Annotated in this window: 18 protein-coding genes and 1 other RNA gene; 3 read left to right on the top strand and 16 right to left on the bottom strand. The window is 71.8% G+C overall.

What is annotated here, in order from left to right:
- Positions 1 to 212: 212 nt before the first annotated feature.
- The 4 genes from ACZ3IJ_RS29465 to ACZ3IJ_RS29450 form a co-directional block, all read right to left on the bottom strand.
- Positions 213 to 2,543 (bottom strand): HelD family protein, encoded by a 2,331-nt coding sequence (locus ACZ3IJ_RS29465; RefSeq protein ID WP_467473221.1) that lies wholly within the window; start codon positions 2,541 to 2,543, stop codon positions 213 to 215.
- 89 nt (positions 2,544 to 2,632) lie between these two features.
- Positions 2,633 to 3,502: an anti-sigma factor family protein gene (locus ACZ3IJ_RS29460; protein WP_467473019.1), complete on the bottom strand. Its 870-nt coding sequence runs from the start codon at positions 3,500 to 3,502 to the stop codon at positions 2,633 to 2,635.
- Complete coding sequence (locus ACZ3IJ_RS29455) at positions 3,499 to 4,086, bottom strand: sigma-70 family RNA polymerase sigma factor (protein ID WP_352187529.1); 588 nt, start codon at positions 4,084 to 4,086, stop codon at positions 3,499 to 3,501. The genes ACZ3IJ_RS29460 and ACZ3IJ_RS29455 overlap by 4 nt, the downstream gene beginning before the upstream one ends.
- A gap of 95 nt (positions 4,087 to 4,181) precedes the next feature.
- Positions 4,182 to 4,733 (bottom strand): CGNR zinc finger domain-containing protein, encoded by a 552-nt coding sequence (locus ACZ3IJ_RS29450; protein WP_391797083.1) that lies wholly within the window; start codon positions 4,731 to 4,733, stop codon positions 4,182 to 4,184.
- A gap of 223 nt (positions 4,734 to 4,956) precedes the next feature.
- On the opposite strand from ACZ3IJ_RS29450, the gene ACZ3IJ_RS29445 reads away from it, so the two are divergent.
- Positions 4,957 to 5,439 carry an anthrone oxygenase family protein gene (locus ACZ3IJ_RS29445; protein WP_467473017.1) on the top strand — a complete coding sequence of 161 codons (483 nt, stop codon included), beginning with the start codon at positions 4,957 to 4,959 and terminating at the stop codon, positions 5,437 to 5,439.
- 37 nt (positions 5,440 to 5,476) lie between these two features.
- Here the strand turns inward: ACZ3IJ_RS29445 and ACZ3IJ_RS29440 are convergent, their stop codons facing one another.
- The 3 genes from ACZ3IJ_RS29440 to ACZ3IJ_RS29430 form a co-directional block, all read right to left on the bottom strand.
- Complete coding sequence (locus ACZ3IJ_RS29440; RefSeq protein WP_467473014.1) at positions 5,477 to 6,613, bottom strand: uroporphyrinogen-III synthase; 1,137 nt, start codon at positions 6,611 to 6,613, stop codon at positions 5,477 to 5,479.
- Between the two features lie 75 nt (positions 6,614 to 6,688).
- Complete coding sequence (locus ACZ3IJ_RS29435; RefSeq protein WP_467473012.1) at positions 6,689 to 8,053, bottom strand: nitrate/nitrite transporter; 1,365 nt, start codon at positions 8,051 to 8,053, stop codon at positions 6,689 to 6,691.
- 119 nt (positions 8,054 to 8,172) lie between these two features.
- Positions 8,173 to 9,177 carry a LysR family transcriptional regulator gene (locus ACZ3IJ_RS29430; RefSeq protein ID WP_467473009.1) on the bottom strand — a complete coding sequence of 335 codons (1,005 nt, stop codon included), beginning with the start codon at positions 9,175 to 9,177 and terminating at the stop codon, positions 8,173 to 8,175.
- An 82-nt stretch (positions 9,178 to 9,259) separates the two neighbouring features.
- On the opposite strand from ACZ3IJ_RS29430, the gene ACZ3IJ_RS29425 reads away from it, so the two are divergent.
- A complete protein-coding gene (locus ACZ3IJ_RS29425; RefSeq protein ID WP_467473007.1) occupies positions 9,260 to 10,573 on the top strand; it encodes an MFS transporter in 1,314 nt (437 codons plus the stop codon).
- A 29-nt stretch (positions 10,574 to 10,602) separates the two neighbouring features.
- On the opposite strand, the gene ssrA is transcribed toward ACZ3IJ_RS29425, so the two are convergent.
- From ssrA to ftsE, 5 genes are all read right to left on the bottom strand, one after another.
- Positions 10,603 to 10,995: a transfer-messenger RNA gene (gene ssrA, locus ACZ3IJ_RS29420) on the bottom strand.
- 125 nt (positions 10,996 to 11,120) lie between these two features.
- On the bottom strand, positions 11,121 to 11,660 hold the full coding sequence (smpB, locus tag ACZ3IJ_RS29415; protein ID WP_467473005.1) for an SsrA-binding protein SmpB: 540 nt from the start codon (positions 11,658 to 11,660) through the stop codon (positions 11,121 to 11,123).
- A gap of 18 nt (positions 11,661 to 11,678) precedes the next feature.
- Positions 11,679 to 12,875: a S41 family peptidase gene (locus ACZ3IJ_RS29410; RefSeq protein WP_467473003.1), complete on the bottom strand. Its 1,197-nt coding sequence runs from the start codon at positions 12,873 to 12,875 to the stop codon at positions 11,679 to 11,681.
- Between the two features lie 78 nt (positions 12,876 to 12,953).
- Positions 12,954 to 13,871, bottom strand: a complete 918-nt coding sequence (ftsX, locus tag ACZ3IJ_RS29405) for a permease-like cell division protein FtsX (RefSeq protein ID WP_385851749.1) — start codon at positions 13,869 to 13,871, stop codon at positions 12,954 to 12,956.
- Between the two features lie 21 nt (positions 13,872 to 13,892).
- On the bottom strand, positions 13,893 to 14,582 hold the full coding sequence (gene ftsE / locus ACZ3IJ_RS29400; RefSeq protein ID WP_215071052.1) for a cell division ATP-binding protein FtsE: 690 nt from the start codon (positions 14,580 to 14,582) through the stop codon (positions 13,893 to 13,895).
- Positions 14,583 to 14,829: 247 nt separating this feature from the next.
- Here ftsE and ACZ3IJ_RS29395 point away from each other — a divergent pair, with 247 nt between their 5' ends.
- Entirely contained in the window at positions 14,830 to 15,015 is a 186-nt protein-coding gene (locus ACZ3IJ_RS29395; RefSeq protein WP_467473001.1) for a hypothetical protein, read from the top strand.
- A 102-nt stretch (positions 15,016 to 15,117) separates the two neighbouring features.
- Here the strand turns inward: ACZ3IJ_RS29395 and ACZ3IJ_RS29390 are convergent, their stop codons facing one another.
- The 4 genes from ACZ3IJ_RS29390 to ACZ3IJ_RS29375 all read right to left on the bottom strand — a co-directional run bounded on the left by ACZ3IJ_RS29390 (position 15,118) and on the right by ACZ3IJ_RS29375 (position 20,524).
- On the bottom strand, positions 15,118 to 15,786 hold the full coding sequence (locus tag ACZ3IJ_RS29390; protein WP_467473000.1) for an LPXTG cell wall anchor domain-containing protein: 669 nt from the start codon (positions 15,784 to 15,786) through the stop codon (positions 15,118 to 15,120).
- A gap of 492 nt (positions 15,787 to 16,278) precedes the next feature.
- Positions 16,279 to 17,385 carry a peptide chain release factor 2 gene (prfB, locus tag ACZ3IJ_RS29385; RefSeq protein ID WP_467472998.1) on the bottom strand — a complete coding sequence of 369 codons (1,107 nt, stop codon included), beginning with the start codon at positions 17,383 to 17,385 and terminating at the stop codon, positions 16,279 to 16,281.
- Between the two features lie 104 nt (positions 17,386 to 17,489).
- Complete coding sequence (locus ACZ3IJ_RS29380) at positions 17,490 to 18,728, bottom strand: serine/threonine-protein kinase (RefSeq protein WP_391797073.1); 1,239 nt, start codon at positions 18,726 to 18,728, stop codon at positions 17,490 to 17,492.
- A 107-nt stretch (positions 18,729 to 18,835) separates the two neighbouring features.
- On the bottom strand, positions 18,836 to 20,524 hold the full coding sequence (locus ACZ3IJ_RS29375) for a serine/threonine-protein kinase (RefSeq protein WP_467472996.1): 1,689 nt from the start codon (positions 20,522 to 20,524) through the stop codon (positions 18,836 to 18,838).
- Positions 20,525 to 20,600 lie beyond the last annotated feature (76 nt).

Below are 20,600 nucleotides of genomic sequence, written 5' to 3'. Positions count from 1 at the left end.
GGAAACAGAAGAGGTCCGCGATCACCCGTGGGTGACGCGGACCTCTTCTGTATGTACGTACAAGATGGCACCGACCCGCCATGCTCGCCTCGCGGCAAGTGGTCCCTCTAAGGGACGAAGGTTGGGCCCGGGGGCTTGGATCGAGCCGGTGCCATAGACAGGCTAACAAACCACCCTGGTAAGTGATTCCTGCGACGCAGGTTGACCTGAAATCAGTCTCTGAGCAGGTCCGGAACACCGTCCGCGTCCGGTACGTCACGGGCGCCGGAGACCACGGTGAGCTGCTGCGTGGCGCGGGTGAGCGCCACGTACAGGACCCGCAGACCGGCCGGGGACTCGTCCGCGATCTCCGCGGGCGAGGCGACCACGGTGGCGTCGTACTCCAGGCCCTTGGCCTCCAGCGAGCCCAGCGCCACGACCCGGTCGCCGAGGTCCGCGAGCCAGCCGGCGGCCTGCTCACGGCGGTTCATGGCGACCACGACACCGACGGTGCCGTCCACCCGTTCGAGCAGCCGCTGAGCCTCGGCCCGTACGGTTCCGGCCAGATCGTCCTTGCCGGACACCGCCACGAAGCGGGGCTCCACACCGGTCGACCGGACCGCGCGGGGCGACTCCTTGCCGGGCATGGCGAGGGCGAGCACCTTGGCGGCCAGTTCGGCGATCTCGGCGGGGTTGCGGTAGTTCACGGTCAGCTCGAAACGGCGTCGCGGGCGGGAGCCGAGCGCCTCGTCGCGGGCCTCGGCGGCCTCGTCCGGGGTCGACCAGGAGGACTGCGCCGGGTCGCCGACGACCGTCCAGGTGGCGGTGCGGCCGCGCCGTCCCACCATCCGCCACTGCATGGGCGTGAGGTCCTGGGCCTCGTCGACGATGACGTGCGCGTACTCGGTGCGCTCCGCCGCCAGGCGTTCGGCCCGCTCGCGCTGCGTCTCCTCGCGTACGGGCATGAGCTCCTCCAGGCCCGTGAGCTGGTCCAGCGGGTCGTACTCCCGCCTTCTTCGCGGTCTGACCGGAGCACCCAGGAGGGTGTTCAGCTCGTCGAGGAGCGCCACGTCGTGCACGGAGAGACCGTCGCGGCGCAGCGAGCGGGCGAGCCGCCGGACCTCGCCCTGGTTGAGGACGCGCCGGGCCCAGCGGCCGAGGCGCTTCTCGTCGGCCATCGCGCCGAGGACCTGGCGCGGGGTGAGCTCGGGCCACCAGGCGTCGAGGAAGCCGAGGAAGGAGTCCTCGGTGGAGACGTCCTCGTCGAAGGAGGAGCGCAGCTCCGCGGCGAGCTCGGGGTCGCTGTGCCGGCCCGCCGCGCCGGACTTGGCGTACAGGGCGTCGAGCAGCAGCTTGCGGGCGCGCGGGCGCAGCAGGTTGACGGGCGCGGAGCCGCCGAGCACGTTGTGGCGGATGCGCTGGAGCTCGTCCGCCTCCAGCTCCAGTCGGCGGCCGAAGGCGACGACCCGGAGGCGCGTCGGGGTGCTCGCGGGGGTCGGGGCGGCCTCGTCCTCGTCCAGGGTCGGCTGGGCCCGGTGCTGCGGAGCCGGGGTCTCCAGGGCGCCGCGGGCCGCCTTGCGCAGGACGGCGAGCATGCGGGAGGAGCCCTTGATCCGGGCGACGGCCGGCTCGTCGTACGTGGTGGCCTCGACGCCGTCGACCAGCGAGCCGAGCGCGCGGATCGCGACCTGGCCCTCCTCGCCGAGCGAGGGCAGGACGCCCTCGGTGTACGAGACGAGCAGCGGTGTCGGGGAGACGATCAGGATGCCGCCCGCGTACCGGCGCCGGTCCTGGTAGAGCAGGTAGGCCGCCCGGTGCAGGGCGACCGCCGTCTTGCCGGTGCCCGGGCCGCCCTCGACGTACGTGATGGAGGCGGCGGGCGCGCGGATGACCAGGTCCTGCTCGGCCTGGATGGAGGAGACGATGTCGCGCATGGTGTGGCTGCGGGCCTGCCCGAGCGCGGCCATCAGGGCGCCGTCGCCGATCACCGGCAGCTCGCGTCCGTCGAGGGTCGCCGTCAGCTCGGGGCGCATCAGGTCGTCCTCGACGCCGAGGACCTTGCGGCCCTTGGAGCGGATGACGCGGCGGCGCACCACGCGGCCGGGGTCGACCGGGGTGGAGCGGTAGAAGGGCGCGGCGGCGGGGGCGCGCCAGTCGATGACGAGCGGCGCGTAGTCGGAGTCGAGGACGCCGATCCGGCCGATGTGGAGGGTCTCCGCGATCTCGGCCGTGTTGTCGGGCCGTACGGCGTCCTCGGCGGGTTCGACGGAGGTGTACGCGCCGTCGGGACCCTTCTTGCCGTCCTTGCCGTACAGCAGGTCGATGCGCCCGAAGAGGAAGTCCTCGAACTCGTTGTTGAGCCGGTTGAGGTGCACGCCGGCCCGGAAGACCTGGGCGTCCCGCTCGGCGAGCGCGCCGGGGGTGCCGACCTGGCCGCGTTTGGCGGCGTCGTTCATCAGGAACTCCGCCTCGTGGATCTTCTCCTCGAGGCGGCGGTAGACCTTGTCCAGATGTTCCTGCTCGACACCGATCTCACGGTCCCGGACCGTGTCGGTGGCGGCCATGGCCTCCACGGCTTCCTGCGCGGCCACTGAGGCCCCCTTCTGACGTGCACTGGGCAGCCGTCGAGCGTACGCCACAGGGGGGCGGAATGTCAGGCCTCGACCTCCACGAGGCGTTCGCCGTCGAAGGTCCTGACCTCGAAGTGGTCGATGTCGTTGCGGTCCATCGCCGCGCCGCCGTGGACGTACAGCGGGTTCTTGGCACTCTCCATGGTCGCTCCGGGGATGCCGTACCCCCACTTCGGGACGGCCCAGGAGGTCACGGTCTCCTCCTCACCGCTCTTGGAGACGGCGACGAGCCGGCACTTCAGGGGTCCCTTGACGTTCTTGAGCTCCAGGACGGTGTGGGTGCCCCAGCCCTTCTTCTCCAGGCCGACGGTCGCGCTGACCTTGGTCGTCGGGTCGGTGGCCTGGATCTTCTCGTCCATGTGGTGGAAGAAGGCGTCCTCGGCCGGGCTGGTGGGGTGCGGTTCGACGGCTCTGTTCTCCCGCTCGCCGCCGGAGGTGGCGACGACGGCGACGGCGGGGCCGCCGATGACGAGCACGGCTGCGGCCGCGACGAGGTAGAAGGAGCGGCGGCGCCGGTTCGCGCGCTTGGCGCCGACCTCGTCGATGAGCCGGTCGAGCAGCTCGGGTCCGGGCTGGGCGCCGACGGCGTGGAGTGCGACGGGCGCGCTCTGGGCGCGGCGGGGGCCGGGCGGGGCGGGCGGCCGGGGCGCGAAGTCGTCGAAGGCCTTGTCGGCGTACGGATCGATCGACGTCGGGCCGAAGGCGGCCGGTGCGCTGCCCGCGTCCGCCAGCAGGGCGAGCATCGGCTCCATGCCGGCGAACTCCTCCACGTGCGCGGCGCAGAGCTCGCAACCCGCCAGGTGCGCCTCGAAGGCGGCGGCGTCGGCATCGTCCAGGATGCCGAGTACGTACGCACCCGCGGCGTCGTGCGGCGGTGTCATGCCGCTGCTCATGCCGAAACCCCCCTCTCCTCCAGCGCGATTTTCATGGAACGAAGTGCGTAGAACACTCGGGAACGCACGGTCCCGGCAGGTATGCCGAGTGTCTCGGCCGCCTCATTGACCGTACGCCCCTTGAAGTAGGTCTCGACCAACACTTCCCGGTGGGCGGGCGTCAAATCGTCGAGAGCGTCAGAGAGCGTCATCAGCCACAGCGCCTTGTCGATCTCGTCCTCCGCGGGCAGGACCTCGAGCGGTGACGGATCGACCTCCTGGGGCCGGGCCTGCCGGCTTCGGTGGCCGTCGATGACGATGCGCCGGGCAACCGTCACCAGCCAAGGTCTGACGGAGCCGGTAGCCCGGTTGAGCTGGCCGGCGTTCTTCCAGGCACGGATGAGCGTCTCCTGCACGACGTCCTCGGCACGCTGGCGGTCGCCGGCGACGAGGCGAAGTACGTAGGCGAGCAGGGGCCCGGCATGTTCGCGGTAGAGAGCACGCATCAACTCCTCGTCAGGGACGTCGGGTCGGTGGCGTGACACCTCGCTGCGATGCCGGGCCCGATGCGGACGTTCATCGGCCACGGCCGCATCCTTGCGCACCACGAACCTCCCGGTCGAGACCCTGTCTGTCGTGGAGAGGTACGGAGCGCGGGCGGGTTCGACTCAACGCCACGCGGACTTTTTCACGGGTTTCTTCAGACGGTGGCCTTCGCCCGCCGGGCTGCCCGATGCCGGGCAACGCGCTCCCGGTTTCCGCACGCCTCGCTGGAGCACCAGCGGCGGCGGCGCCCGCGGGAGGTGTCGAGGTAGCAGCGACGGCAGTCGTCGCTCTCGCAACGGCGCAGCAGGGCGCGGGCGTTCGGGTCGGTGAGCAGGTCGACGGCGTCGCGGGCCACGGCGGCGAGCAGCGCGCGGCAGTCGGGTTCGACGCTCAAGGCCCGTACGAGCCCGCCGGTTTCGGTGCGCACGGCGCGGGGCGCGGGGGGCGCGGAGGCGGCGGCGAGGGCGTTGAGCCGCTCCAGGGCGGGCCCGGCGCGCCGCCCGTCGAGCTGGGCGTGGACCAGCTCGACCACGCAGTCGCGCAGTTCGCGGAAGCGCACGACCCAGGCGGCGTCGAGGGCGCGCAGCGGCACGGCGGCGGGGACGAGCCCGGTGGTGCGCAGGAAGCGGTCGAGCGCCTGGCAATGGGCGAGCGGCTGATCGGCCAGATCAAGGCAGATGCGGCCGGAGTCGAACCGTACGGTCATGCCCCTGTCACCACCTCGCGATCGGATGCGGGCGCCCGACCAGAGTGCTCCCGAACCTCCGGTCCGGCTAGAGGGCGTCGCGGACGGACGGGGTCGGACGGACGGCGGCCGGGTGGGCAGCGGCCGGGCGGACGGGAGATCTGGTGGCGCCGTGGACGCTCGCGTATGGAGGCTGGACGCGCGTCCATGGTTCCGTCCGGACGTGGCCGCTTGACTGGGTGTCATGACGGACAACAGGGGTGGGACGGTGGCCGGGGCGGTACTCGGCGCGGCGACGGTGGCGACGGGAATGATCGCGGGGGTGTGGTTCGCGTACGTGTGCTCGGTGATGCCGGCGCTCGCGCGCAGCGACGACCGGGTCTTCGTGGAGGTGATGCGGAACATCAACGACGTGATCCAGAACCCGGCCTTCTTCACGCCGTTCTTCGGCGCGCTGATCCTGACTGCGGTAGCCGCCTGGCAGCTGCGCGCCACACCGGCACGGGTCTGGGGGACCGCGGCGCTCGTCCTGTACGTCGCGGTCCTCGCGGTCACCTCGGCGGTGAACGTCCCGCTCAACGACGCCCTCGCCGCGGCGACGGATCCGGTACGGGCCCGCGCGGACTTCGAGGCCCCGTGGGTGGCCTGGAACCTCGTCCGCGCGGTCCTGACCACGGCGGGCTTCGTCTGCCTGCTGCGCGCGCTCGCCGTCCGCCGGGCGAGGTGACCGCGCCCGGCCGGACGGGCCGGACCGGCCGGTCGCCCTACTCGTCGTACTTCGTGTCCGCCACGGGGTCGAGGGCAAGACGGTACCCGCGCTTGACCACGGTCTGGATCAGTTTCGGCGCGCCGAGCGCCGTCCGCAGCCGGGCCATCGCCGTCTCCACCGCGTGCTCGTCGCGTCCCGCGCCCGGCAGGGCGCGCAGCAGGTCGGCGCGGGAGACGACCCAGCCGGGGCGCCGTGCCAGCGTGGTGAGGAGCGCCATCCCGGCCGGCGGGACCGGCCGCAGGGAGCCGTCGACGAGGACCGCGTGCCCCCGGATCTCGATCCGGTGGCCCGCCACCGGGAGCGCACGGGCCCGGGACGGCAGTTCCTGGCAGAGCAGTTGCACCAGCGGCCCGAGCCGGAAGCGCTCGGGCTGCGCCGTGTCGATGCCGTGCGCCTGGAGCGGCAGCGCCGTCACCGGCCCGACGCAGACCGCGAGCACGTCGTGGCGCAGCGCTTCGAGGAGCTTTTCCAGCGCTCCCCGGTCCTCGGCCCGCGTCAGCAGCGAGGCCGCGGCCGGGGCGCTGGTGAAGGTCACCGCGTCCAGGGTGCCGGCCAGGATCCCGTCCAGGAGCCGGTCGAGGGGGCCGATGTCCTCCGGCGGCATCCACCGGTAGACCGGTACGCCGACGACCTCCGCGCCGCCCGCCGTCAGCGCCTCCACGAATCCCGGCAGCGGCTCCCCGTGCAGCTGGATCGCGATCCGGCGCCCCGTCACCCCCTCGGCGAGGAGCCGGTCGAGCACCTCGGCCATGGACTCGGAGGACGGCGACCACGACTCCGTGAGCCCCGCCGCCCGTACCGCGCCCTTGACCTTGGGGCCCCGGGCGAGCAGCTCCACGCCCCGCAGCCGGTCGAGGAGCGCCTCGCCGTGGCCCCAGCCGTCCGCCGCCTCGATCCAGCCGCGGAAGCCGATCGCCGTCGTGGCGACGACGACGTCCGGGGCGTGGTCGAGGATGTCCTTCGTCGCGGCGAGCAGTTCCGTGTCGTCCGCCAGCGGCACGATCCGCAGCGCCGGGCCGTGGACCACGGCCGCGCCCCGGCGACGGAGAAGCGTGCTCAGCTCGTCGGCGCGCCGGGCCGCGGTGACCCCGACGGTGAACCCCGCGAGGGGCCCCTGCTCTTGCTCGTTCATGACGACCGAGCCTGACGTGGATCCGTGACAGGCTCGGTTCGCCGGTATTTCCTGGCCGTTACGGACCATGTCCGCTCACACCTCGGCGTATCCGAGCCGCGACGCCGTCTCGCCGTCGGCGTCCGCGCCCTCTGCCGTGTCCGGGACGGCCGCCGGCCGGCGAAGGTATACCGCCCAGGTGACGACCATGCAGGCCGCGTAGAAGAGCAGGAAGGCGACGAAGGCAGCGGTGCCGGTCCCCGCGGTCTGGAACGACTGACGGAAGGCGAGGTTGATGCCGAGCCCCCCGAGCGCGCCGACGGCTCCGATCAGCCCCATGGCGGCCCCGGAGAGCCTGCGCCCGTACGCCTCCGCCGCGTCGCCCGACAGCCCCTTGCGGTGCCCCTGCGCGAGGAAGATCGCCGGGATCATCTTGTACGTCGAGCCGTTGCCGAGTCCGCTGAGGACGAAGAGGGCGATGAAGCCGACGAGGAAGACGGTCAGCGACTCGATGACGGAGGCGTAGACGACCACGCCGGTCGCCACGGCCATCCCGCCGAAGTTCGCGAGCGTGATGCGGGCACCGCCGTGCCGGTCGGCGAGCGAGCCGCCGAGCGGCCGGATCAGGGAGCCGAGGAGCGGGCCGATGAAGGTGAGCGACGCGGCCTGGAGAGGGGTGCGCCCGAACTGGGTCTGCAGGACGAGCCCGAAGGCGAAGCTGTAGCCGATGAAGGAACCGAAGGTGCCGATGTAGAGGAAGGCCATGATCCAGGTGTGGCCGGACCTGACGGCCTCCTTCGCGGCGCCGGTGTCGTTCTTCACCGGGGCGAGGTTGTCCATGAAGAGCGCGGCGCAGACGGCCGCGACGACGACGAGCGGGATGTAGACGCCGAGGACGATCCTCGGGTGGACGGCTCCGGCGGTGCCGATGACCAGCAGACCGACGAGCTGGACGACGGGGACGCCGATGTTGCCGCCGCCCGCGTTGAGACCGAGCGCCCAGCCCTTCTTCCGCAGCGGGAAGAAGGCGTTGATGTTGGTCATGGAGGAGGCGAAGTTGCCGCCGCCCACCCCGGTGAGCGCGGCGACCAGCAGGAAGGTCTGGTACGAGGTGCCCGGCTCCATCACCGCGTAGGCGACGCCCGTCGGCAGGAGGAGCAGCAGCGCGCTGAAGACCGTCCAGTTCCGGCCGCCGAAGCGGGCGACGGCGAAGGTGTACGGGACGCGGATCAGCGCGCCGACGAAGGTGGCGGTCGCGATCAGGAAGAACTTCCCCGCCGGGTCGATGCCGTACTCCGGCCCCATGAACAGGACCATGACCGACCACAGGCTCCAGACGGAGAACCCGATGTGCTCGGAGATGACGGAGAAGACGAGATTGCGCCGGGCGATCCGCTCTCCCTGGTCACGCCAGAAGGTCTCGTCCTCCGGCTCCCACCGTTCGATCCATCGGCCGCCCATCACGTACCTCCACGGTTCGGGTCCCGAGCGTCCAGATGCTCTGGACCTCTTGCTCCATGACCCTAGGCAGGCCGCGTTTCGGGCCGGTGGCCGAAGGTGACGGGTACGGAACCTTGCTCTCACCCGCCGTGCGGCCCCGGTGTGAGTACGGGACTCCGCTCCCCCGGCACGCCCGGTTCGCCCTCCGGGAGCCAGGAGTCCGCGGGCCGGTCCAGCCACCCTTCCCGCGCGCCGATCTCGGCCGCGGCGGTGCGCAGCGCGTCCAGGCCGGGATGCCGCAGCCCCTTGCGCCACACCATGCTCACCGGGGAGAGCGGCACGGGCTCGACGAGGGGCCGCAGCACAGAGCCCTCCATCGGCGGAAAGCCGACCACCGCGAGGACGGGGGTACGGAGTTTGGCCATGATCCGCCGGAACTCCTCCCTTCCCACCGCCATCGGCGCGGGCGGCGCGACGGAGATGCCGCGCCCCTCGAAGAGCCGGGCGGCGAGGTCGGTCCACTCCGGGGTGCGGTCGTTTCCCGCGCCCGCGTAGACGCTCTCGCCCGCAAGCGCGGCCAGCGGCACCTCCGTCAGCTCCGCGAGCCGGTGGTCGTCGGGGAGCAGGACCGCCATCGCCTCGTACCGGACGAACTGCGAGGCGAGCCGGCTCCGCGTGGTCGCGTCGAGCCCGCCGTACCGTCCGAAGGACACGTCGAGGCGCCCGGCGAGGATCTCGGCGGCGGCCCACGTCAGCCCGTTCTCGTAGCGGGCCATCAGCTCCTGCTCGGGGGCGAGTTCACGGGCCCGCTCCATGACGTCGCCCTGGGCGGGGAGACCGGTGCTGTTGAGGTCGACGAGCAGCGGCCTCGCGACCGCCCGGAAGGCGTCGGCGAGCTCGTCGCAGGCGGCCAGCACCTTGCGGGCGTACGGCAGGAGCCGCGTGCCGTCCGGGGTGAGCGTGACCTGACGGGTCGTCCGTACGAACAGGTCCGTGCCCAGGTCCCGTTCCAGCCGCCGGATGTCGCGGGAGAGGGCCTGCTGGGCGACGTACAGGCGGGCGGCGGCGCGCGTGAAGTGCAACTCGTCGGCGACGGCGGTGAAGGCCCGCAGCAGCCGGGGCTCGATGTCGTACGAAGTGACCACGCGGCATTTAACAACACGGGCGCGTGAATGGCCACGGATCAGGTGTTGGACCGGGGCCGGGGGCTCCCCGGAGGCTGAGTGCATGCCGCATCACGACCTCATGCTCACCCCGGCGGGCCCGGCGCTCGCCCCGCGCTACCGCGAGCCGAAGAGCCCCGCCGTCACGCCCCTCAGCTCCGTCACCGCCCCGGCCGCCACCCCTGTCTCCGGCTCGTACCGGCGGCTCTTCGCCGTTCCCGGCGCCCGCGCTTTCACCCTCGGGAACCTCGTCGCGCGGCTCCCGATGGGGATGCTCACCGTGAGCGCGGTGATCATGATCGCGGGGGCGTACGGCTCGTACGCGCTCGCCGGAGCCGTCACCGCGACCGGCATGGCCGCCACCGCCGTCGTCGCCCCCTGGACCGCGCGGCTCGTCGACCGGCACGGGCAGAGGCGGGTCGCCGTCCCGGCCGCGGCGCTGGCCGCGCTCGGCTCGCTGGCCCTGCTGCTGTGCGTGCACCACCGGGCGCCGGAATGGACGCTGTTCGTCGCGTACGCGGCGACCGCGACCAGCCCCAACACGGGCGGGATGTCCCGGGCCCGCTGGGCACATCTCCTGCGCCACGAGCCCTCCGCCCTGCACACGGCCAACGCCTTCGAACAGGCCGTCGACGAACTGTGCTTCATGCTGGGTCCGGTCCTGGCCGCCTTCCTGTGCACGGCGCTCTTCCCGGAGGCGGGCACCCTGACCGGCGCCGTCCTGCTGCTCACCGGAGTGCTCGTCTTCACCGCCCAGCGCTCCACCGAGCCCCCGGCCACGCCCCGCTCCGCCACCGCGCCCGGCTCCCTCCTGCGCGGGTCCGGCACACGGCCGCTGCTCGGCGTCTTCCTCACCATGGGCGCGGTCTTCGGTGCGATGGAGGTCGTGACGCTCGCGCACGTGGACGGACCCGCAGCCGGACCGATCCTGGCCCTGCAGGCCGCCGGCTCCTGTGCGGCGGGGCTGGTCTACGGCCGTACCGGACGCTCGGGCCGGCTGCGCACCTGCCTCGTGGCGATGACCTGTCTGATGGCGATGCCGTTCCTGGGCGCCGCGACCGGATCCCTGCTCGCCCTGGCGGCCGGGCTGCTGGTGGCGGGCATGGCGACCGCTCCGACGATGGTCACGGGCATGGCCCTGGTCCAGCGACTGACCCCCTCGGGCCGGCTCAACGAGGGTATGACGCTCGCGGTGACCGCCCTGCTCGCCGGTGTCGCGGTCGGCTCGGCGACCGGCGGCTGGGCGGCGGAGCACGCCCCGTCGACGGTGTACGCGTTCCTGATCCCGGCGGCCGCCGCGGCGCTGGCCCTCGCGGGCGAGACCGCCCGGGGAATGACGGAGGCCCGGGGAATGACGGAGGCCCGGCGGTCGTCGTGACGACTGCCGGGCCTCTGCCCACATGGGATGAGTGGAGATGGCGGGAATCGAACCCGCGTCCAACGGTGCAGAATCAGGGCTTCTCCGTGTGCAGTCCGCTAGGAGTTTCTCAGCCCCGGAGATCACGCGGACAAGTCTCCGACGGGCTCAGTCACTGTTTGATTTCCCTCAGGCCCCCGTGACCGGGGCTAGAGGTTTAGATCCCTTGATGACGCCAGGATCCGGGTCGGGACCATCCCCGGGCTGACGCTCCTCACAGAGGCTTCTGCTCGTTACCTAAAATTAGGCAGCGAGGGCGAAGCGGGAGTTATCGCTCTTGGAGTTGGCGATTATTGGTTGCGACATGTGGTTTACGAGATCATTGCCGCTTCCTCGACACGCTTCCCCTGCTTCGACATCCGCTGTCGAAACCGATCATCCCCATGTTGATTTTTCAAACGTGCACCCGCTGTGAGGTGCGGGTCCCATGGTACGTGACGACCGCGTACGGTTGCCAGCGTATTAAGGGGCCCTGGCCGGACGGGTTCCGCGCGGCCGCCGGCGTCTGCTAGCCGGCCGCCGCCCGCTGGCGGCGCTTCGCCGCCGCGATCGCCCGGTTCGTCTCGCGGGTGTCCTGCTTCTCCCGCAGCGTCTGCCGCTTGTCGTACTCCTTCTTGCCCTTGGCGAGCGCGATCTCGACCTTGACGCGTCCCTTCAGGAAGTACAGGGCGAGGGGCACGATCGTGTGACCCGTCTCCTGGGACTTCGCCTCCAGCTTGTCGATCTCGGCGCGGTGCAGGAGCAGCTTGCGCTTCCGCTTCGCCGAGTGGTTGGTCCAGCTGCCCTGCATGTACTCGGGCACATGGATGTTGTGCAGCCACGCCTCGTGCCGGTCGATCTGCACGAAGCCGTCCACCAGCGACGCCCGGCCCATCCGGAGCGACTTCACCTCGGTGCCCATGAGCACCACACCGCACTCGTAGGTGTCGATGATGTGGTAGTCGTGGCGCGCCTTCTTGTTCTGCGCGATGATCTTGCGCTCAGGACCCTTCTCCGGGTCCTTCTTCTTCGCAGGCTTGCCCTGCACGTTCACGAGTCCCTTTGCCATAGTGCGGCCATTTTCGCACTACGAGCCCCCTCCGAGGCCACTCAATACCGTCCTCGCCCGCTTCTCGGCCCGCTCGCCCGTGGTGTCGCTGACCACCAGGTCGGGTGTGATGCCCAGGCCGTCCACGCCGTGCCCCGAGGGAGTGCGGTAGTGGCCGACGGTCAGCTCGGCGACGGAGCCGTCGGGCAGCGTGCTCGGCATCTGCACCGAGCCCTTGCCGAAGGTGCGCGAGCCGACGGTGACGGCCCGGCCGCGGTCCTTCAGCGCGCCGGTGAGCAGCTCGGCGGCGCTCATCGTGCCTCCGTCGACCAGCGCCACCACCGGCCGCCGGGTGTCGCCGCCGCTCTGCGCGTACAGCGCGCGCTGCTCGCCGTCGACGTCGTACGTGGCGACGAGTCCGCCGTCGAGGAAGGCGGAGGCGGCGACGGTGGCCTCGGCGACCAGTCCGCCGGCGTTGCCCCGTAGGTCGAGGAGGACTCCGGCGCCGGCCGGGGCGCGCCGCACCGCGTTCCGTACCCGCTCGCCCGCACCCTTGGTGAAGGCCGTCACCTTGATGAGTACCGTCCCGTCGTCGAGGCGGCGCACGGTGACGTCGTCGGTGGCGAGCCGGGCCCGGGTGAGGGTCTGCGTCCAGGCGGAGCGGCCGCGCTCGACGCCGAGGGCGACGGTGGAGCCGGCCGGGGCGCCGTCGCCGCGCAGCAGGGAGACGACCTCGGAGACGGACAGGGCGGCGGTGTCGCGGCCGTCGACGGAGACGAGCCGGTCGCCGGTGCGCAGCCCGGCCAGGGCGGCCGGTCCTCCGGCCTGGACGCGGCTGATCTCGATGCGGCCGCTGTCCGCCTTCCGCGCCGAGAGGCCGACGCCGGTGTACGAGCCGTCGAGGGCCTGCTCGAACTCCTCGAACTCGGCGGGGCCGTAGACCGCGCCCCAGCGGTCGCCGCTGCGGCTGACGAACTCCTCGGCGGCCTGCTGGCCGGACTTGCCGTCGGCCATCGCCTCGGCGGCGGCGCGGGAGAGGTCGGCGGGGTCGACGGTGTCGTGCGCGGCGGCCTGTGGGGCGCGCTTCACGGAGGCGGCCTCCTGCCGGGGCAGGGTACCGGTGGCCGCGGCCGTGGCGAGCACTCCGGCGAAGACCAGCGTCAGGGCAGCCCCGCGGAGAACTCCGCGGGGCCGGAGACAGAGGTCGGGGCGGGACCCCGGGTCGACGGCCGACATGGCGCCCACTCTAGGACAAGCGAAAGGCGCCGTACGGTGGTTGGCCGTACGGCGCCCGGGGCACTCAGGGGTCTCTTCTCACACCTTGAGGTACTTGCGCAGCGCGACGAAGGCCGCAAGGGACGGCATCAGCAGGCCGATGACGAGGACGAGCGGCAGCACCGAGAGGACGGCGTCCCAGCCGATGAAGTTGACGAGCTGCATCTTCTCGGCGAGCGCGATGCCGTGGTCGATGAGGAAGTACCGGCCGACCAGCAGCATGATGCAGGCGACGGCGCCGCCGAGGAGGCCGGCGAAGGCCGCCTCCATGATGAACGGCATCTGGATGTAGAAGCTGGAGGCGCCGACCAGCCGCATGATGCCGGTCTCACGCCGCCGGCTGAAGGCCGAGACGCGCACCGTGTTGACGATCAGCATCAGCGCGATGACCAGCATCAGCGCCATGACGCCGAGCGCGGCGACGTTCATGCCGTTCATCAGGTCGAAGAGGTTCTGCAGGATGCCCCGCTGGTCCTGGACGGACTCCACGCCGTCCCGCCCGGCGAAGGCCGTGGCGACGACCTTGTACTTCTCCGGGTCGTCCAGCTTGACCCGGAACGACTCCTGCATCTGGTCGGGCGTGATGACCGACGCGATGGCGGTGTCGCTGTACTGCTCCTTGTAGTGCTTGTAGGCCTCGTCGGTGGACTCGTGGTGCACGGTCTCGACGATGTCCATCTTCTTCAGATCGGCCTCGATCTGCTCCTTCTGCTGCGCGGTCACCGCGCCCTTGGCGCACTTGGTGGAGGTGGCCGCGTCGTTCTTGTTGCAGAGGAAGATGGAGACGTTGACCTTGTCGTACCAGTAGTCCTTCATCGTGCTGACCTGCTCGCGCATGAGCAGCGCACCGCCGAACAGGGCGAGCGAGAGGGCCACGGAGACGATGACGGCGAAGGTCATCGTGAGATTGCGACGGAGGCCGACGCCGATCTCGGAGAGCACGAACTGAGCGCGCATGGTGTTCTATCCCCTACCTGCTCAGTGCTGGTATCCGTAGACGCCGCGCGCCTGGTCGCGGACGAGGCGGCCCTTTTCGAGCTCGATGACGCGCTTGCGCATCTGGTCGACGATGTTCTGGTCGTGGGTCGCCATGACGACGGTGGTCCCTGTCCTGTTGATGCGGTCGAGCAGCTTCATGATGCCGACGGAGGTCTGCGGGTCGAGGTTGCCGGTGGGCTCGTCGGCGATCAGCAGCATCGGGCGGTTGACGAAGGCGCGGGCGATGGCGACGCGCTGCTGCTCACCGCCGGAGAGCTCGCCGGGCATCCGGTCCTCCTTGCCGCCGAGGCCGACGAGGTCGAGGACCTGGGGCACGGCCTTGCGGATCTCGCCGCGCGGCTTGCCGATGACCTCCTGGGCGAAGGCGACGTTCTCGGCCACGGTCTTGTTGGGCAGCAGCCGGAAGTCCTGGAAGACGGTTCCGAGCTGGCGCCGCATGTGGGGCACCTTCCAGTTGGACAGCCGGGCGAGGTCCTTGCCGAGGACGTGCACCTGGCCATGGCTGCAGCGCTCCTCGCGCAGGATCAGCCGGAGAAAAGTCGACTTTCCGGAGCCGGAGGAACCGACGAGGAAGACGAACTCCCCCTTCTCGATCTCCAGGGATACATCCCGGAGCGCGGGGCGGTTCTGCTTCGGATAGGACTTGGAGACGTTGTCGAATCGGATCACGGATGCACCACGGTCGGCCGGGAGTAGGTGTGCGCGACCTTACGCGACCGGAGATGGGGCGCGCAGTCGCGGTCCCGGCTTGCGCGCTTTATCCTTTTCGCCCTTCGGGGCGGAAGCGATGCGATCCGGGTGTAATCCGACGGGGCGCGCCGAAACGCCTCGGAACTGGCAGAGTGGTAGGGGGAACGCTCGGGTACCACCGGGCGTTGTCCTTGGTGTGGACCCGAGTGCGGGAGGAGGAGAGCGCATGACCTATGACCGACTGGTGTGCGCCAACTGCGCGGCCCCCGTCGCGGAGGGCCGCTGCCCCGTCTGCCGCGCGAACCGGGAACGTCTCGAGCCGTCGTCGGGCCTGACGCCGGCGATGCTGCTGGCGCTCGTGGTCGCCCTGGTGGCGATGGTGGCGCTGCTCGCCGCACTGCAGAGCGCGTAGGGCTCCGCGGCTCCGCATACGAGCCGGAGACGAACGAGGGCCGGGGGTACGCCCCCCGGCCCTCTTCTTCATGCTTCTACGACCTGACGGTCACCGAACCGCTCAGACGGCGGCGCGGCCACCGCCGACCAGACGCGGGAGCATCCGGAAGCCGATGCCACCGGCGATCATGGTCGCGGCGCCGATGATCAGGAACGAGGTCTCGGCGGCGCCGGTCTCGGCCAGCTCCTCCTTGGCCTTGCCCTGCTCGACGGGCTGCGAGCCGGCGTTGTCGGTGTCCGGGTTGTTGACGCACTCGGCGCCGTCGAGGTCGACGGTGCAGGTGCCGGCGTCGTCCGAACCGTCGTCACCCGGCGTGGTCGGCGCAGGCGTCTCACCCGGGGTGGTCGGCGTCGTCGGAGGCTTCGTCGGCGTCGTCGGCGGGGTGGTCACCGGCGGCGTGGTCACCGGCGGAGTCGTCACCGGCGGGGTCGTGACCGGCGGCGTGGTCACCGGCGGAGTCGTCACCGGCGGGGTCGTGACCGGCGGCGTGGTCACCGGCGGAGTCGTCACCGGCGGCGTGGTCACCGGCGGCGTGGTGGGCGGGTTCTCTTCACAGCCCGGCGTGCCCGGGATACAGGTCGGGTCGACCTCCGGCAGTTCGGCCTGGACGCCGATGTTCAGCTCCACACCCACAGCCTGAGCGGCGCCCGCGGCGGTCAGGGACGCGCCGGCGGCGATCACCGCACCGGCGGCTATCCGCGCGAAACGGACCCGCGTCTTCTTCGTCATGTGCCTGCTACCCCCAGTAGCTCAATCTCGTCATGGAGCAGCGCTCGGGGCCACGGGCACGGGGACGGCGTGATCACTCAACCAGCCCCCGGTCACACACGCCCCATAGATACGCATGCCGCGTGCCACCCTTCCGAGTTTCCGAGTACGCGTCAAGGTCGTTGCGCGTGCGATGCCCGAAAGATCACGTGTTGCCCGCCATGCGGGGATGCAACTGTGACGTAAACGTGGAACTACCGCCTCCCCAAGGCCAGTTCCCTTGTCGACAAAGCGCCCCGCAAGCCCCGATTCCGCTTGCGCCCGCGAACGTCCGGGAGGGCCCTGCGAGGGAGATCCGGCCCCAACTCCCGTCACCTGTCGCCGTACGCGCCCGCCGCGCGGTCCAACGCGGCCGCCTCACGGCCCGGATGGCGCCCCGTCAGAGGCGACGCGTACGACGAGGGGCCCCGTACGCGTGCGTACGGGGCCCCTCGCGGTGATGCGGCGTGCGGGTTACTTCTCCTGCTGCTTGCGCCAGCGGATGCCCGCCTCGAGGAAGCCGTCGATCTCGCCGTCAAGGACGGACTGCGGGTTGCCGACCTCGAACTCCGTACGGAGGTCCTTGACCATCTGGTACGGGTGCAGGACGTACGAACGCATCTGGTTGCCCCAGGAGCTGCCGCCATCGCCCTTCAGGGCGTCCATCCTGGCGCGCTCCTCCTGGCGCTGGCGCTCGAGGAGCTTGGCCTGGAGGACGTTCATGGCGCTCGCCTTGTTCTGGATCTGGGAGCGCTCGTTCTGGCAGGAGACGACGATGCCCGTCGGGAGGTGCGTGATGCGCACCGCCGAGTCGGTGGTGTTGACGCCCTGGCCACCCGGGCCCGAGGCGCGGTAGACGTCCACGCGCAGCTCGGACTCGTCGATCTCGACGTGGTCGGACTGCTCGACGACCGGCAGGATCTCGACGCCCGCGAACGACGTCTGGCGACGACCCTGGTTGTCGAACGGGGAGATGCGGACCAGGCGGTGCGTGCCCTGCTCGACCGAGAGCGTGCCGTAGGCGTACGGCGCCTTGACCACGAACGTGGTCGACTTGATGCCGGCCTCTTCCGCGTACGAGGTCTCGTAGACCTCCGTGCCGTAGCCGTGCCGCTCGGCCCAGCGCAGGTACATGCGCTGGAGCTGCTCCGCGAAGTCGGCCGCGTCGACGCCGCCCGCCTCGGCACGGATGTTGACCAGCGCCTCGCGCTCGTCGTACTCGCCGGAGAGGAGGGTACGGACCTCCATCTCGTCCAGCGCCTTGCGGACGGCGACCAGCTCCGTCTCCGCCTCGGTGCGCGTGTCCGGGTCGTCCATCTCCTCGGCGAGCTCGAAGAGCACCCCGAGGTCGTCGATCCGGCCGCGCAGGGCCTCGGCCTTGCGGACCTCGGCCTGGAGGTGCGAAAGCTTGCTGGTGATCTTCTGCGCCGCCTCCGGGTCGTCCCAGAGGGACGGGGCCGCGGCCTGCTCTTCGAGCACGGCGATGTCTGCCCTCATCTGTTCGAGGTCCAGTACGGCCTCGATCGACCCCATGGTCGAGGAGAGGGACTTCAGCTCTTCGGATACATCGACGACTGCCACGCGTCCCAGCCTAACGGCTCACCGCAAATGCCAGGGCCCGACGGTCGTCCGTGACGAGCGGCGGGGAGCGGCGGCGGGGCGGCGGGAAGCGGCGGCGGGGGCCGCTACGGCTCCGTCGACGTCTTCGAGTCCTGGGGCGGTACGTCGCCGTCCTCGGCGGCCGCCAAATACCCGCCCACGCCCAGCGCGCCCGCGACGACGACCGCCGCGATCGAGAGGGTGATCCGGCGCTTGCGGACCGTCCCGGCCTTGTGGCGGGCCGAGCCGGGCCGCCGGGCGCTCGCCGAGCGCGGGGCCCGGGCGGTGCCAAGGGGGCCGCCCGCGAGCTCGTCGGGGGCGGGGACGCGCATGGAGGTGTGGGTGTCCCGGTTGGAGTCGGGGGTGGCGCCGGGGACCAGGGGGACGGCGGCCCGGCGCGGGGCGGCGCCCGCGGCCCCCGTGGGGTACGGGTCCTCCTCGCGCTGCTCCGGCGCCTGCTGCTCCGCGTCGTCGGGCTCGTCCACGTCCAGCGGGGGCAGTCCGGCCAGCAGCGGCAGGCACTCGCGCAGCCGGGAGGCCAGCTCGGAGGCGCGCAGCCGGGAGGCCGGGGCCTTGGCCAGGCACTGGACGATCAGCTGCCACAGCTCCTCGGGGATACCCGGCAGCGGGACGACCGTCTCGGTGACGTGGCGGCGCAGCACGGCGCCCGGGTGGCCGCCGCCGAAGGGCGTGAAGCCTGCCAGGAGCTCGTACAGGACGGTCGCGAGGGCGTAGATGTCGACCGCGGCACGCGGCGGCAGGCCCTCGACGATCTCCGGGGCCAGGTAGTCCGGCGTACCGATGATCCGGGTCGCCTTGGTGCGGCCCGGGGTGTCGATGAGCTTGGCGACCCCGAAGTCGGTGAGGAGCGCCGGGTGGGCGCCGGCGGGGCCGAGCGGCCCCTCCATGTCGAGCAGGATGTTCTCCGGCTTGACGTCCCGGTGGACGACTCCGGCGGCGTGCGCGGCGGCGAGTCCGTCCGCGACGTCGGCGATGATCGCGACGGCCGCCTCGGGGGCGAGCCTGCGCTCGCGGTCGAGGCGGGTGCGCAGGTCCGTGCCGCGGACCAGGTCCATGACGAGCGCCAGGTCGTTGCCGTCGACGACGAGGTCGCGGACGGAGACCACCCGGGGGTGGTCGAGGCCGAGGAGGGCGGTGCGCTCCTGGACGAAGCGGCCGACGAGCTCCTGGTCCGAGGCCAGGTCCTCGCGCAGCAGCTTGATGGCGACGGGGCCCTCGGGGCCCTCGCCGAGCCACACCGTGCCGGCGCTGCCCCGACCGAGGATCTGGTGGGCCGTGTAGCGGCTGCCGATATTCCGTGCCAAGACTGCTCCCTCAGCGGCTGGCGGACGCGTCAAAGTTACGCGTCCGCAGCCGCCGGTCGTCACTTCCGAAGGGAAATCACCCCTCGGAAGTCGATAAATCGGCAGTACTACTGCCCCGTACCGCCGGTAGTAGTACCACTCCCGGAGCCGGAGCCCGAGTCGGCGAGCTCCGAGACCCAGTCGGTGAAGGACGAGATCCCGTCGCCGAGCGCCTCCCAGTAGCCCTTCCCCTCGGCGATCCAGCTCTGGAGCGGGGTCAGCTCCCAGATGAGCCAGCCCGCGACCACGAAGAGCAGGACCGAGAAGAGACAGCCCTTCAGACAGCCGAGCCCGGGGATCCGCATGGGGTTGGCGCCGCGCTGACGCGGCGGCCTCGGCTCGCGGGGAGCGGGCGGCTGCGGGGCCTGCGGGCGCTGCTGCGGCGGGTTGTAGGCCTGCTGCTGCGGCGCGTACCGCTGCTGGGGCTGCTGGGGCGCGTACTGCTGCTGCGGCGGCTGCTGATACCGGGGCTGCTGCGGCTGCTGGTACTGCTGCGGAGCCCCCTGCGGTCGCTGCGGGTGCTGCGGCTGGCGCTGGGGACGGCGGCGCAGCGGGTCCTCGCTCGGGTCCAGGTACTGGACCTGCGTCTGCTCGTTGCGGTCGCGGGCCGCGCGCAGCTGGTTCTGCCAGGGATGCGGCTGCTCCTCGCCCGGGGCGCCCTGCGGCGGCTGCGGCGGTACGGGAGGCATCACGGCGGTCGGGTCGGCGCCGCCGTTCATGCCGCCGGGCGGTCCGCTCGTCGGCATGACGCTGGTCGGCGCGGCGGGGTCGAAGTGGGAGCCCGCGCCGCTGGGCAGCACCTGGGTCGGATCCGCGGCGCCCGGCGCCTCCGGGACCGGCGCGGGCGCCGGATCGGGGGCGAGCAGCGCGCCGACACCGTCGGCGGCCTCGATCTGCGCGGGTGTGGCGTGCACGCCGATGCCCGCCGCGACCGCACGCAGTCCGCGGGCCAGGTTCTGGGCGCTGGGGCGCCGCTCGGGGTCCTTGCTCAGGCAGCGCTCTATGACCGTCCAGAGCGGGCCCGGGACCGTCGAGGGGCGCCGCGGCTCCTCGCTGAGGTGGCGGTGCAGCACTTCGAGGGCCGTGCCGCCGGCGAACGGGGGACGGCCGGTGACCAGCTCGTAGAGCAGGATGCCCGCGCCGTAGATGTCCACGGCGGAGGTCTGCGGACGGCCCTCGGCGGACTCCGGCGCGACGTACGCGGGCGTGCCGACGAACTCGTGGGTACGGGTCAGGCCCGGGGAGTCGGCGAGGCGCGCGATGCCGAAGTCGGTCAGCATCGGGTGCATCTGGCCACCCTGCTCGGCGAGCAGCACGTTGGCGGGCTTGAGGTCCCGGTGGACGACGCCGTCCGCATGGCTGGCGGCGAGCGCGTCGGCGATCTGGGCCGTGAGGAGCGCGGCGGCGACCGGGGTGAGCGGGCCGTTCTCGCGGATGTAGCGGTGCAGGTCCGGGCCCTCGACGAGGTCCATGACCAGCGCCAGGACATCGCCCTCGACGACCAGGTCGCGGGTGCGGACGATGTTGGGGTGGGTGAGCCGGAGCAGCACGGACCGCTCGCGCAGGAAGCGCATCACGATGTCCGCGTCGTTGGCCAGCTCCTCCTTGAGGACCTTGATCGCCACGGTCTCGCCGGGCTGGCCCTGCACGGCCGCCTCGGCGCCCGCGGCCTCCCTCTGGCGGGCTCGCCAGACGGTGCCCGTGGCGCCGCGTCCGAGCGGCTCCTCGAGCAGGTACTTGCTGCCGATTGGCCGCACGTCACGCGCTCCCTGCTGATCGTGGTCCTGGGGGTCCCGGGGTCCCTGTCGTCAGTTGTGACCCGTCCGGGTGTCC

The organism is Streptomyces sp. NPDC013317 (assembly GCF_055563155.1).
The sequence above is the reverse complement of the archived record's forward strand: the minus strand, read 5'-3'. Positions and strand labels throughout refer to the sequence as shown.

Bases quoted from the DNA above. Each gene is read 5' to 3' on its own strand.
- ACZ3IJ_RS29440 (WP_467473014.1), bottom strand. From the start codon at position 6,613: ATGAACGAGCAAGAGCAGGGGCCCCTCGCGGGGTTCACCGTCGGGGTC.
- ACZ3IJ_RS29445 (WP_467473017.1), top strand. From the start codon at position 4,957: ATGACGGACAACAGGGGTGGGACGGTGGCCGGGGCGGTACTCGGCGCG.
- ftsX (WP_385851749.1), bottom strand. From the start codon at position 13,871: ATGCGCGCTCAGTTCGTGCTCTCCGAGATCGGCGTCGGCCTCCGTCGC.
- ACZ3IJ_RS29425 (WP_467473007.1), top strand. From the start codon at position 9,260: ATGCCGCATCACGACCTCATGCTCACCCCGGCGGGCCCGGCGCTCGCC.
- ACZ3IJ_RS29460 (WP_467473019.1), bottom strand. From the start codon at position 3,502: ATGAGCAGCGGCATGACACCGCCGCACGACGCCGCGGGTGCGTACGTA.
- ACZ3IJ_RS29410 (WP_467473003.1), bottom strand. From the start codon at position 12,875: ATGTCGGCCGTCGACCCGGGGTCCCGCCCCGACCTCTGTCTCCGGCCC.
- ACZ3IJ_RS29450 (WP_391797083.1), bottom strand. From the start codon at position 4,733: ATGACCGTACGGTTCGACTCCGGCCGCATCTGCCTTGATCTGGCCGAT.
- ACZ3IJ_RS29435 (WP_467473012.1), bottom strand. From the start codon at position 8,053: ATGGGCGGCCGATGGATCGAACGGTGGGAGCCGGAGGACGAGACCTTC.
- ACZ3IJ_RS29390 (WP_467473000.1), bottom strand. From the start codon at position 15,786: ATGACGAAGAAGACGCGGGTCCGTTTCGCGCGGATAGCCGCCGGTGCG.
- ACZ3IJ_RS29465 (WP_467473221.1), bottom strand. From the start codon at position 2,543: ATGGCCGCCACCGACACGGTCCGGGACCGTGAGATCGGTGTCGAGCAG.
- smpB (WP_467473005.1), bottom strand. From the start codon at position 11,660: ATGGCAAAGGGACTCGTGAACGTGCAGGGCAAGCCTGCGAAGAAGAAG.
- ACZ3IJ_RS29395 (WP_467473001.1), top strand. From the start codon at position 14,830: ATGACCTATGACCGACTGGTGTGCGCCAACTGCGCGGCCCCCGTCGCG.